Genomic DNA, 13,195 nt, shown 5'->3' with positions numbered 1-13,195 from the left:
TGATAGAAAAATATGAAGAAATTCTGTAATTTCTTTTCTGCAATGATGGTAACCGCTACAATGGCGGTTACCATTCTTGGTTGTACAAGTGATGATCCCAAGAAGGAACAACCAGCTCCCGAGCCACCCACGCCAGTGGAGCCTGTCGATCCTCCTGCACCTACGCCAACACCTGGCAGTTACACCGAATTGTATCGCCCGCAGATACACTTCACGCCGGCTAAGAACTGGATGAATGATCCCAACGGTATGGTGTACGTTGATGGCGTTTATCATCTGTTCTACCAATATAATCCCCAAGGCAACAGCTGGGGTAATATGTCGTGGGGTCATGCCACCAGTACCGATCTGATTCACTGGACAGAGCAGGCCGTAGCCCTGACACGCGATGAATTGGGCGATATCTTCTCTGGTTCGGCTGTCATCGATCATAACAATACTGCAGGTTTCGGTGCAGGCGCCATGGTGGCATTCTATACTTCGGCTGGCGATGCCGGACAGCAGCAAAGCATGGCTTATTCTACAGATGGCGGTAAGAACTTTACACGCTACACCGCCAACCCCATTATTAAGAATAATGACGACCGCCAGCGCGACCCCAAGGTGTTCTGGCATGCCGACTCCCAGCAATGGATTATGTCGCTGGCCAAAGGTTGGAGCAAGGGCATAGAGTTCTTCGGCTCTACCGATATGAAGACCTGGACCAAGCTAAGCACGTTTGTGGTCGACCTACCTGGTCGTCCCGACTTGCAGTGGGAGTGCCCCGATTTGCTGCAGTTTGGCGATAAGTGGGTGCTGATAGTAAGTGTAAACCCAGGCGGCCCCGTATTGGGCTCTGGCACCATGTACTTTGTTGGTCAGTTCGATGGCAAGGAATTCAAGGCCGATGCACTCGACTATCCGCTCTGGCTCGACTATGGTATGGACAACTATGCTGGCGTTACCTGGAGCAATACCGGCGATAGAAAACTGCTGATTGGTTGGATGAACAACTGGAGCTATGCTGGCGATGTGCCTTGTTCGCCTTGGCGTTCGGCAATGACTTTGCCTCGCGAGTTGAAACTTATCAACTACAACGGCACTCCTTTGTTGGCCAACACTGTGGTTAGCGAAATCGATAAGATAGCCGGTAGTTGGCTGTCGGCAGGCGCAAGTCTTGATGTAAAAGATGCCTATCAGCTTAGAATCAAGCTCAATCTTGATAAGAACTCTACCATCACGCTGGGTAATTCGTTCGATGAGAAATACGTCATCGATATTAATGCTTCGTCCAGCATGCTTACTGTTCATCGCACCTCTGCTACAGGTAAGACTAATTTCAACGGAACATTCTCAGTTCCTTCAATGCGAGCCCCTCTGAATGTTTCAGGTACTACTGTAACGCTCGACATCTACGTTGATCAGTCGTCAGTAGAGCTCTTTACAGAAAATGGCACCATGTCGATGACCAACCTCATCTTCCCCCAGAGCATTTATAACACTCTGACAGTGTCTGGTGCTGATTACGAGGCTCAAGTCCGTCAGCTCAGCAGAATCTGGTAATATTATCAGTCACAATAAAAAATCGTTCATTGCATGTATTATTGTAACAATGAACGATTTTTGTTAGTGATTGAAACAATATTTATCGATGGATATTGAAAAACGCCGTAACTTTGCCGCAGAAGATTTAGGATACGGTCATATTGTTATTAGTTAGTTAAATTGTTTTAGGTTCATCGAGTGATTAATTGGTTAAAAGTTAATTAGTAAGTTAGTAGTAAGGTAATGCATTGGTTTTTCAAAAAAACGTGCGGTTCGTGAGAGTCGCACTTTTTTTTTGAAGTGTTGTATTTGCAAAGTACCTAGAGAACAATTGCACGTTAGGTACTTTGCAATTGAAAAGTAGTTAGAGAAAAAATAGCAGTCGCTTACAAATAAAAAAAAGATAGATTCATCTTCCACTTCCACTAAACACCGCTCAAAGTCGTATAAGCACAGGGTATACAGCAAGTGGAAGAGACTTATTTCTATTCCACTTGCCTTCCACCAAATATAAAATTCTCTAGAGAATTATACAACGAGCTAGGCAATCTATAACCACAACATAACGTATCACTCGAAAATTCTCTAGAGAATTTCATTACTACCTAGTGTTTCAGATCTTTCTAGATGGTTATCCAATTTCTTTCTCCAGGGCTATCGATGCTAAAATGTGGAAGTGAAGTGGAATAGAAATATTGCTCTTCCACTTGCTGAAAGCCTCATATATAAAAGACATAAGGCTAGTTTGGTGGAAGTGGAATAGAAATTTATAAAAAAGTTTGGTGATGTAAAAATCTATGTGTATCTTTGCAGGGTTATTTAAAAAACAACAAGACAATGAGTACAACTAAAGTAACCCTAATCAACAAGCGCGACGGCAAGGAGCGCTATACACGACACCTGATGAGCGACGCTGTAGAGATGATTCGCACAGGAAAACTGAAGAGTGGCAAACTGATAGACGAACTGACAGAGCGACCCGCCATCTGTTTCTCGTCGATGCTGATGACAAAGGCTGGACGACAGTGGACAGATGTGTATAATGGTTGTGTGCTGTTGGAAATCAACAACCTGCCCGATCGAAAAACGGCTGAAGACATCCGCAATGAGGCCAGCTATATACCATATACCATGATGGCCTTCATAGGCGCCGACGGACGATCAGTAAAGATAGTATGTCAGGCCGAAGAGCGTGACATGTGGCAGAATCCAGATGGCTACGACCTGAAGGAGGTGGAGCAGTTTCATCGCAATGCCTACGCCAAGTTCCACTACATCTACTCCACCCAGTTGGCCGTACGTGTAGACAACATCCCACCATCGCTACATTCTAGTTGTGTGCTGAGTCACGACCCAGGCATATTCTACGACCCAGATGCAGTCGCCATCCTGGTTTCGCCTTTTGAGAACACGACTGAGCGACTATCGAAGACGGCAAAACTAGACGAACAAGCATCTAATAATAAGGTGATACCAGGCTTGTCTACTGAGGCATCGATGCGCCATGAGTATCAGGCATGCAAGGCCGATGCACTTGAGACATGCCGACTAGATAGCAAGGAGGAGTTTGTGGCTCATTGCCTGGAAGTGCTCGCCTTCAACTGTCACGAAAGCGGCATCGATGAGGCCTTTGCCGTAAGGATGACGCTCTACGACAATCGACTGAACGAGGACGCAACGTATGTTCAGACGGTGTTCGACTCGCAATACAGCAAGACGCTGAAAGCCACTTGGCCACTGAAACACGTAAAGCCATCGCAGCTTCTGACTTACAAGACGGAGTCGTTCCTAAATTCGCGCTACGAACTGCGAAAGAACGTGATGACTGGTGTGGCACAGTATCTTTCGAAGGACTCGTACGACTATAAATTCCGTGATCTGACTAAGGAGGTGATGAACACCATGTCGATACGTGCCCTGAAAGCTGGTCTCGACTCGTGGGACAAGGACATCAAACGCTATGTGGAGTCGACGTTGATACCACAATACGACCCAGTGAACGAATGGTTGGAGCAGTTGCCGCAGTGGGATGGCATCGACCGTGTGACGCCTTTGGCACAACGCATAAAAACGTCTAACCCGCACTGGGTGAGCGACTTCCACACCTGGATGCTGTCGATGGTGGCCCACTGGAAGGGTATCGATCGCAATCATGGTAATGCCATCGTGCCGATGCTGATTGGCGAACAGGGTTGTGGTAAATCTGCCTTCTGCGGCCTCATCCTGCCAGAAGAACTGCGCGAGTACTATAACGATAAGATCGACTTTAAGAACGAGACGGCCATCAATCTGGGCCTGACCTCGTTTGCACTTATCAACATCGACGAGTTTGATATGCTCTCAAGGAGTCAGCAACCATTGCTAAAACATCTTATCTCTAAGTCGGACGTAAAAATGCGCCCACCCTACGGCAAGGCCTACGAACAGCGAAAACGTTATGCATCGTTCATCGCCACAACCAACAACTCACGCCCGCTGCCTGACGACAAAACTGGTTCGCGACGTTTTGTCTGCATCGTAGTCGAGCAACAGATTGACTACCTTACTCCAATAGATTATCCACAGCTCTATGCCCAGTTGGTAGCTGAGATCAGTCAAGGTCGCCAGTACTGGTTTGATGAGGCCGACAACCAGCGCATCATCAGCGAGAATCATCGTTTCGAACGCGTAGGTAGCATCGAGAAGATGATTTCAGAAACGTTCCGCCCCACCCTCGACGACGACAAGTCACACCGCATGAGTGTAGATGACATCGTACAGACGCTCAACAAGACGTTCCCCAACTTCCATCTAACCAAGAGCATCAACATAGAAGTAGGCCGCGCCCTGAGTCAACTAGGCTACAAGCCCCACAAGACGAATACATGTCAAATGTATAGTATTGAGGAGAAATAAAACTTTTAATTATCGTTCATTGCATAAAAATTTGTTGCAATGAACGATTTTTCTTATTGTTTGAAACATTATTAATAGGATATACACGCGAAATACACTACCTTTGCAGCAGAAATCTAAAATCGTACAACAAAAAATGAATAGCAAAATGAGAAAAACGGTAATGATGATGGTGACAGCCGTGCTTACCTCTGCATCGGCAATGGCGCAGGTAACGCCTATGGTGCTGGGCGAGAAGCATGCCATGCTACGAGTGGAACAACCAAGCAAATACTTGCTGCTGCCCGTACAGGAAACTGAGGACATTGCAGCAATAGCTGTGGTAAACGGGAAGAACGAGATGGTGCAGCGCATCAATGTGAAGTTGGCAGTAGACCGCGTAGACTATTATGTGCCCTATGAACTGAAAGATGCCCAGCTGCTCGACATCGAGTTTCATGGCGACCGCCGTCTGAAAGGTGCCGTAGGCGAGTTCGCCTGTTGGAAGGAAATCAAATACTCCGATACATATGACACCACAAACCGTGAGCATTTCCGCCCCGTATATCATCACACCCCAGCTTATGGTTGGATGAATGACCCGAATGGTATGTTCTACAAAGATGGTGTTTGGCATCTCTTCTATCAGTACAACCCTTATGGTTCACAATGGGAGAACATGCACTGGGGCCACTCTACGTCGAAAGACCTGGTGCATTGGGAAGCACAGCCACAGACATTCGAGCCCGACTGGTTGGGTAGCATCTTCAGTGGCTCATGTATCACCAACGGAGATGATGTAATAGCCTTCTACACCTCAGCCGGTCACCACCAGACACAGTCGATGGCCATATCAAAAGACGGTGGAATGACATTCAAGAAATATGAAGGAAACCCTATACTGACCAGCGACAAGCCCGACTTCCGCGACCCCAATGTGTTCTGGTTTGAGGGCACCAAGCGCTGGGTGATGATCCTGGCAGTGGGTCAGGAGATGCAGCTCTACTCGTCAGAGAACCTGAAAGACTGGAAATACGAGTCAGCTTTCGGTCAGGAGTATGGCAATCACGGTGGTGTGTGGGAGTGCCCAGACCTGATGAAGATCGACAACAAGTGGGTGCTTATCTGCAACATCAACCCTGGCGGCCCCTTCGGCGGTAGTGCTACACAGTACTTTGTGGGCCAGTTTGACGGACATAAGTTTACCTGCGAGTCGATGCCAAAGGTAACTAAATGGATGGACTATGGCAAGGATCACTATGCTACCGTATCATTCTATAACGCACCCGAGAACCGCCATGTAGTACTGGCATGGATGAGCAACTGGCAGTATGCCAACCAGGTGCCAACCAAGCAGTATCGCTCGGGCAACAGCATTCCTCGCGACCTGGGACTGTTTAACTTTGGCGAGGAGACATACGTAAGCGTAGTACCATCGAAGGAGATGCTGGCTATGCGTGGCGCCAAAGTGAGGAAGCCTACTGAGGCTTGCGAGATAGTAGTGGACGTGAAGAATCAGGCGGAGATTGTGCTCTCGAACTCAAAGGGCGAAGAGGTTGTGATGGTTTACGACGGACAGCGCCAGAGCTTCAGCATGGACCGCACAAAGAGTGGCGACGTGAGTTTCAGCGAAGCATTCGCATGCACAACTATCGCGCCCACCTATGGACATATCAAACAGCTGCGATTGTTTATCGACCGCTGTTCTATCGAGGCCTTCGATGCAGAAGGAAAGATGGCAATGACAAACCTGGTATTCCCATCAGAACCTTATAATAACATAAAGGTGAAGGGCGGAAAGGCGACCATATATGAGATTAAGAAGTAAGAATTTAGAATTTAGAGAATATTTAGTAATATGAAGAAATTTGCTCTGATCCCCGTGATGTTCTGCTTTTTCGCCATGGGATTTGTCGACCTGGTGGGCATTGCATCGAACTATGTGAAGGAAGACCTGCAGCTGACAGACAGCGTGGCCAACATCTTCCCGTCGCTCGTATTCTTCTGGTTCCTGATTTTCAGCGTACCTACGGGGATGCTGATGAACAAGATCGGACGAAAGAACACTGTACTGCTGTCGCTCGGCGTGACCATCGCATCGCTGCTATTGCCTCTGTTTGGCGAGAACTTCCCGATTATGCTATGCGCATTCTCGCTGCTTGGCATAGGTAACGCCCTGATGCAGACATCGCTTAACCCACTGGTATCAACAGTGATGGGCGGCGGCAATCTGGCATCGACACTCACCTTCGGACAGTTTATCAAGGCCATCGCCTCGTTTCTGGCACCATATCTGGCCATGTGGGGCGCCACACAGGTTCTGCCTTCGTTCGGTTACGACTGGCGAGTGCTGTTTATGATCTACTTCGTGGTGGGCATTCTGGCTGCAGCGCTACTCGCAATTACTCCTATCGAAGAAGAACAGACGTCAGGCAATGCATCGACATTTACTGAATGCCTGAAGCTGCTAGGCACACCTATCGTACTGCTATCATTCTTTGGTATCATGTGTCATGTGGGCATCGATGTGGGCACCAACACCACAGCACCAAAGATTCTGATGGAACGACTGGGACTGACACTTAACGACGCAGCATTTGCTACCAGTCTGTACTTCATATTCCGTACTATCGGCTGCCTTACCGGATCGTTCTTCCTGCGAGTATTGCCTAATCGCACATTCTTCGTAATCAGCGTAGTGATGATGGCGCTATCGATGTGCGGACTCTTTATCGGCACAGAAAAATGGATTCTCTACGCAGCAATCGCACTGGTGGGCTACGGCAACTCAAATATCTTCTCTATCTGTTTTGCACAGGCACTCACAGCCATGCCACAGAAGCAGAACGAGGTGTCGGGTTTGATGATTATGGGCTTGTTTGGAGGCACGATTTTTCCACTGCTGATGGGAATTGCCAGCGACGCCATGGGCCAGGCCGGCGCAGTAGCAGTAATGGCTGTTGGAGTGATTTATCTGTTTACCTATATTAAGAACGTAAAAAACAACTAAGTATTATGAAGAGATATATAGTAGGCCTCGGAGAGGCATTGTGGGACGTACTTCCCGAAGGAAAGAAACTTGGTGGCGCACCAGCCAACTTCGCTTATCATACAGCACAGTTTGGTTTGGATACCATCGCCATCAGCGCACTTGGCGACGACGCGTTGGCCGAGGAGACCATTGAGGCGCTGAAAGAGCACAACCTCAACTACCTGATGCCCCAGGTACCCTATCCTACCGGTACGGTACAAGTGACGCTAACGGGCGACGGCATACCCACCTATGACATTAAGGAAAACGTAGCATGGGACAATATCCCCTTTACCGACGAGATGGAGGAGATAGCCAAGAATGCACGTGCAGTTTGTTTCGGATCGCTGGCACAGCGCAACGTAGTAAGTCGTGAGAATATACGTAAGTTCCTGGATGCCACCCCTGAAGACTGTATAAAAATCTGCGACATCAACCTGCGCCAACAGTTCTACACGAAGGAGATTCTTGAGGACTCGTTCTGCATCTGCAACATCCTAAAAATCAACGACGAAGAGTTGGTAGTGGTTAACCGCATGTTCGGCTACGACGGACTGGATATGCGCGGTACCTGCGAGAAGATAGTTCAGGACTATCAACTGAAGATGCTGGTACTAACCTGCGGCACTAACGGATCGTATGTATTTACCGACGACGGTCTGACATCGTTCCAGGATACGCCAAAGGTAGAAGTGGCCGATACAGTAGGCGCTGGCGACTCGTTTACTGGTTCGTTCTGTGCATCAATCATCAACGGGAAACCCGTACAGGAAGCCCATAAAATCGCCGTCAGAGTAAGTGCCTTTGTATGCACCCAGAACGGTGCCATGCCCGTGATTCCAGAAGAGCTGAAAAAGTAAATATCCAAAATCATAAAATGATATGTCGGAGTGGCAAAAGCGCTACTCCGGCATTATTTTTTAATTTCTTTAACCTAAAAAGAATTGTGTGCGCACAAAATATTGCTAAATGCCACTTGTCAATTCGAGAATAATTTGTAACTTTGCAGCGCTTTTTAGAAAGTTATATATAACAAAAGGATAATATTCACAACTTAAAATAAAGATTAGTAATATGGCAAAGTTAGATTTGACTCAGTATGGCATTACAGGTTCTACCGTAATTGCACACAATCCATCGTATGAGACTCTGTTCGCAGAGGAGACAAAGGCTGGCCTCGAGGGTTTCGACAAGGGCGTAAACACCGAGCTCAACGCTGTAAACGTAATGACTGGTATCTACACCGGCCGTTCACCTAAGGATAAGTACATCGTAAAGGATGCACAGAGCGAGGACAAGGTATGGTGGACTTCTGAGGAATATAAGAACGACAACCACCCCATGAGCGAGGAGGTTTGGAAGCAGGTTAAGGACATCGCTATCAAGGAGCTCTCTAACAAGAACCTCTATGTAGTAGATGCTTTCTGCGGTGCTAACGAGGCTACACGTCTGGCTGTTCGCTTCATCGTTGAGGTAGCATGGCAGGCACACTTCGTAACAAACATGTTCATTCAGCCTACTGCTGAGGAGCTGGAGAAGTTCGAGCCTAACTTCGTAATCTACAACGCCTCTAAGGCTAAGGTTGAGAACTACAAGGAGCTGGGTCTGAACTCAGAGACTTGTGTTGCCTTCAACACAACAAGCCGCGAGCAGTGCATCATCAACACATGGTACGGTGGTGAGATGAAGAAGGGTATGTTCTCTATGCAGAACTACTATCTGCCTCTGCAGGGTATCGCTTCAATGCACTGCTCTGCTAACACCGACATGGAGGGTAAGAACACAGCTATCTTCTTCGGTCTGTCTGGTACAGGTAAGACCACTCTGTCAACCGATCCAAAGCGTCTGCTGATTGGTGACGACGAGCACGGATGGGACGACGAGGGCGTATTCAACCTCGAGGGTGGTTGCTACGCTAAGGTTATCAACCTTGACAAGGAGAGCGAGCCCGATATCTACAATGCTATCCGTCGTAACGCTCTGCTCGAGAACGTAACTGTTGCTGAGGATGGTAAGATCGACTTCGCTGATAAGAGCGTAACTGAGAATACTCGTGTATCATATCCTATCGACCACATCGAGAAGATTGCCCAGAAGGTAAATGGTAAGAGTGCTGGTCCTGACGCTAAGAACGTTATCTTCCTGAGCGCTGACGCATTCGGTGTACTGCCCCCAGTATCTATCCTGACTCCTGAGCAGACTAAGTACTACTTCCTCTCAGGTTTCACAGCTAAGCTGGCTGGTACAGAGCGCGGTATCACTGAGCCTACTCCAACATTCTCTGCTTGCTTCGGTCAGGCATTCCTCGAGCTGCACCCAACAAAGTATGCTGAGGAGCTGGTTAAGAAGATGGAGAAGAGCGGTGCTAAGGCATACCTCGTAAACACTGGTTGGAACGGTACTGGTAAGCGTATCTCTATCCGCGATACTCGTGGTATCATCGACGCTATCCTGGGTGGTGCTATCCTGAACGCTCCTACCAAGAAGATCCCTTACTTCGACTTCGAGGTTCCAACACAGCTTGAGGGCGTTGACACCAACATCCTTGATCCTCGCGACACTTACGCTAACGCTGCTGAGTGGGAGGAGAAGGCTAAGGATCTGGCTGGCCGTTTCATCAAGAACTTCAAGAAGTACGAGGGCAACGAGGCTGGTAAGGCTCTGGTAGCTGCTGGTCCAAAGCTCTAATAAGAGATTTATCACTTTAAATATCAGAATTGGCTGCGCCGAAAGGCGTGGCCAATTTTTATTGATATATATCAAAATCAACTCTTGAGACCCTCAACTATTCACTATTCACTTTTAGTTTCTCACTTTTTCTTTGTACCTTTGCACTTGTAATCGGGAGATTACATGTATTTCATTAGGTTTTTTATTAGTTAGATTTTAAGGTAAAAGATTATGTTATTAGATTTTCAAACAACTGTTATGTTAGTAACGGTTGGATTATCTGCCGGCCTGAGCATTTATACGCTCATGCATACTAACATACGTTGAATTGAGTGCGGGGTGAGTGATTCATACCGCGCTCTTTTTGGTATTAAAACCCTAAACTAACTTAAAATCGGTCAAATTATGGCATATTTTCATTAATTATAAGTAGAAATGTGCTCATTTTTGCAGAAATGTGCGTAAATTTGCAGCCAAATTGAACAAAATAGAGATTATTGACTCAATGAAAAGATATATTTCTACGCTTTGCATGATGCTGGCGGGTGCCCTGCTGATGACTTCGTGCCTGAAGGACGAGAACGACGACACCACCCAGTATTACAACAACACGGCTATTACACAGTTCAAGCTGTCGTGTGTAAATCGTTATGTACATACCACAACTTCGGCAGGTGCGGATTCTGTTTACAAGAAAACGTTGAGCGACCCTGTTGTATTCACCATCGATCAGGCACAGCGCAAGATATATAATACCGACTCGCTGCCATCGGATGTTGACTTGAACCACGTTCTGGCCACAATCAGCAGCCTTAACTCTGGTACGGTGGTAGTAAACTACCCAGATAAGAACGGCGAAGACTCACTGCTCTACTACAGCAGTACCGACTCGATCGACTTTACCAAGCTGAAAGACCTGCGTGTATACGCACAGAGCGGTAACAGCTATCGCACTTATGCAGTATCAATCAACGTACACCAGGCCGAGACAAATAAGATGATTTGGGAGCAGAAGACTGCTGCCGACCTGCCTACCGATGCTAAGAAAGCCCTTTGGGAACAGAAAGCTGCTGCAGCAGGTATGAAACAGTTGTTAGGCTATGGCACAGCCGAGGGATATGCATTTGGCACCGACGGTATGCTGATGGTAAGTAAGGACAACGGCGACACATGGGCTGCAGATATGCTCGACGATGATGCAGCCTGGCTGCCAACAGATAATATCGCCTTTGCATCGTGGGCCTTTGCTGCCAACGATTCTACCGATTACCAGATGCTGATAGGCACCAACGACAAGAGCGATAAAGCTTGTATGGTATGGCGCAAGATAGCAGAATATGCCCATAACAGTCTGCCTTCAAGATGGGTGCTCATTCCTATCGAGGAATACAGCGGTTACTATCTGCCTAAGATGGAGAACCTGAACCTGGTACGCTTTAACAACGTGGTTCTGGCTATCGGCAACGACAAGAACATTTACGTAAGTCGCGATCAGGGCATCACCTGGAAAACGACAACGAAATATACATTACCCGATGCTTTGGGCACCAATAATCTCACCGCCATCACCGACGACAACGGCTATCTCTGGCTGGTAGGCAAGGATACCGGTGAAGTATGGCGAGGCCTTATTATTGAATAACAGTGAAAAAGCTGCTGGCAGTAATCTTCGCACTGGCCATAACGATGGCCGCCTCTGCTCAGGACGAGCCTGAGTACAAGATGGAGATAGGTGCCGGTGTAGGCTTGGTAAGCTATGTAGGCGACTACAACAGCAATCCACTGAAAGGAATGCAGCCTTGGCTGGCATTAGTAGCCAAATACCGACTGGATCCACGTGTGGCCATAGCCTTTGATTTAGGCACAGGCAAACTGAAAGGCAAAGCCGAAACAATAACCAATGGCTACGAGTTCAGTCACAATGTAACCGAGGCTGACGTACGATTGGAATACAACTTCTGGCCGTATGGAACAGGTTATGAATACCGAGGCGCAAGGCGCTTTACACCATTTATCACCATAGGTGCAGGCGCAAGCTTTTATGGCGGACCAGAGAAAGGAGCAACGATGAACCTGCCAATAGGCGCAGGCATAAAATATAAAATAGGCAACAGACTGAACCTGACAGCTGAGTGGGCCATGCGTTTTACGCTGAGCGACAAGCTGGACGGCAGTAAGGATCCCTTAGGCATTAAGAGCAGCGGCCTGTTTAAGAACACCGATGGCTACAGCGTGCTACAAATAGCACTAACCTACGACCTTTGGGAGAAATGCAAAACGTGTAACAACGATAGATATTAAGATATATGAAGGAACTTTTAGACATGAACAGGATTCCCCAGCACATTGCCATCATTATGGACGGTAATGGACGTTGGGCCATGGAGCGTGGTAAAGACCGTAGTTTTGGCCACCAGGCAGGTGTAGACGCAGTGCGCCGCATCACTTCTGAGTGTACCCGACTGGGAGTCAAGTTCTTAACGCTATACACCTTCTCTACGGAGAACTGGAATCGTCCAGCCGACGAGGTTGCAGCCCTGATGGGACTGGTACTCACATCGCTTGAGGACGAGATCTTCATGAAGAATAACGTACGCTTCCGCGTGGTGGGCGACCGTTCACGTATCCCCGATGCCGTAAACAAGAAGTTGGCCGAGACCGAGGAGCATACTGCCAAGAACGACGCCATGACCATGGTAGTAGCACTGAGCTACTCATCGAAGCTGGAGCTGACCACAGCTACCAAGCAGATTGCTCAGGAGGTAAAGGAAGGAAAACTGGATGTAAACAGCATTACCGAGGAGACCATCAACGAACGTTTGTGGACTAATTTCATGCCCGATCCAGAGTTGCTGATCCGTACTGGTGGTGAGATTCGTATATCAAACTATCTGTTGTGGCAGATTGCCTACTCAGAGCTTTACTTCTGCGATACATACTGGCCCGATTTTATGGAAGAGGACCTGCATAAGGCCATCTATAGTTACCAGAGCCGCCAGCGCAGATTCGGCAAGACAGAGGCACAGGTAGAGGCCGAAGAGAAAAAGTAAAAAGGTAAGAAAGTAATAAAGTAAAAAAGAAAGTGACTTATATATA

At 47.6% G+C, this 13,195-nt stretch carries 9 protein-coding genes; all 9 read left to right on the top strand.

The window, feature by feature from the left end; translation table 11 throughout:
• The first annotated feature begins 12 nt into the window (after nt 1-12).
• Entirely contained in the window at nt 13-1,542 is a 1,530-nt protein-coding gene (locus tag BLR73_RS08595; protein ID WP_091861076.1) for a glycoside hydrolase family 32 protein, read from the top strand.
• A gap of 819 nt (nt 1,543-2,361) precedes the next feature.
• Complete coding sequence (locus tag BLR73_RS08590) at nt 2,362-4,419, top strand: VapE domain-containing protein (RefSeq protein ID WP_091861073.1); 2,058 nt, start codon at nt 2,362-2,364, stop codon at nt 4,417-4,419.
• 148 nt (nt 4,420-4,567) lie between these two features.
• On the top strand, nt 4,568-6,226 hold the full coding sequence (locus BLR73_RS08585) for a glycoside hydrolase family 32 protein (RefSeq protein WP_091861310.1): 1,659 nt from the start codon (nt 4,568-4,570) through the stop codon (nt 6,224-6,226).
• Between the two features lie 30 nt (nt 6,227-6,256).
• A complete protein-coding gene (locus BLR73_RS08580) occupies nt 6,257-7,408 on the top strand; it encodes an MFS transporter (protein WP_091861070.1) in 1,152 nt (383 codons plus the stop codon).
• Between the two features lie 5 nt (nt 7,409-7,413).
• Nucleotides 7,414-8,289 (top strand): carbohydrate kinase family protein, encoded by an 876-nt coding sequence (locus tag BLR73_RS08575; protein WP_073044836.1) that lies wholly within the window; start codon nt 7,414-7,416, stop codon nt 8,287-8,289.
• A 214-nt stretch (nt 8,290-8,503) separates the two neighbouring features.
• A complete protein-coding gene (gene pckA / locus BLR73_RS08570; RefSeq protein ID WP_013065231.1) occupies nt 8,504-10,117 on the top strand; it encodes a phosphoenolpyruvate carboxykinase (ATP) in 1,614 nt (537 codons plus the stop codon).
• Nucleotides 10,118-10,604: 487 nt separating this feature from the next.
• On the top strand, nt 10,605-11,741 hold the full coding sequence (locus BLR73_RS08565; RefSeq protein WP_143010912.1) for a DUF6242 domain-containing protein: 1,137 nt from the start codon (nt 10,605-10,607) through the stop codon (nt 11,739-11,741).
• A gap of 2 nt (nt 11,742-11,743) precedes the next feature.
• Nucleotides 11,744-12,400, top strand: coding sequence for a type IX secretion system protein PorG (locus BLR73_RS08560; protein ID WP_033150745.1), 657 nt, complete (start codon nt 11,744-11,746; stop codon nt 12,398-12,400).
• 5 nt (nt 12,401-12,405) lie between these two features.
• Complete coding sequence (locus BLR73_RS08555) at nt 12,406-13,149, top strand: isoprenyl transferase (RefSeq protein ID WP_033150744.1); 744 nt, start codon at nt 12,406-12,408, stop codon at nt 13,147-13,149.
• The last annotated feature ends 46 nt before the right edge of the window (nt 13,150-13,195 follow it).

Source organism: Prevotella sp. khp1 (assembly GCF_900102205.1).
Taxonomy (GTDB): domain Bacteria; phylum Bacteroidota; class Bacteroidia; order Bacteroidales; family Bacteroidaceae; genus Prevotella; species Prevotella ruminicola.
The sequence above is the reverse complement of the archived record's forward strand: the minus strand, read 5'-3'. Positions and strand labels throughout refer to the sequence as shown.

Excerpts from the sequence above, each read along its gene's own strand:
- BLR73_RS08595 (WP_091861076.1), top strand. The coding sequence starts at position 13 with ATGAAGAAATTCTGTAATTTCTTTTCTGCAATGATGGTAACCGCTACA.
- pckA (WP_013065231.1), top strand. The coding sequence starts at position 8,504 with ATGGCAAAGTTAGATTTGACTCAGTATGGCATTACAGGTTCTACCGTA.
- BLR73_RS08580 (WP_091861070.1), top strand. The coding sequence starts at position 6,257 with ATGAAGAAATTTGCTCTGATCCCCGTGATGTTCTGCTTTTTCGCCATG.
- BLR73_RS08590 (WP_091861073.1), top strand. The coding sequence starts at position 2,362 with ATGAGTACAACTAAAGTAACCCTAATCAACAAGCGCGACGGCAAGGAG.
- BLR73_RS08575 (WP_073044836.1), top strand. The coding sequence starts at position 7,414 with ATGAAGAGATATATAGTAGGCCTCGGAGAGGCATTGTGGGACGTACTT.
- BLR73_RS08555 (WP_033150744.1), top strand. The coding sequence starts at position 12,406 with ATGAAGGAACTTTTAGACATGAACAGGATTCCCCAGCACATTGCCATC.
- BLR73_RS08585 (WP_091861310.1), top strand. The coding sequence starts at position 4,568 with ATGAGAAAAACGGTAATGATGATGGTGACAGCCGTGCTTACCTCTGCA.
- BLR73_RS08565 (WP_143010912.1), top strand. The coding sequence starts at position 10,605 with ATGAAAAGATATATTTCTACGCTTTGCATGATGCTGGCGGGTGCCCTG.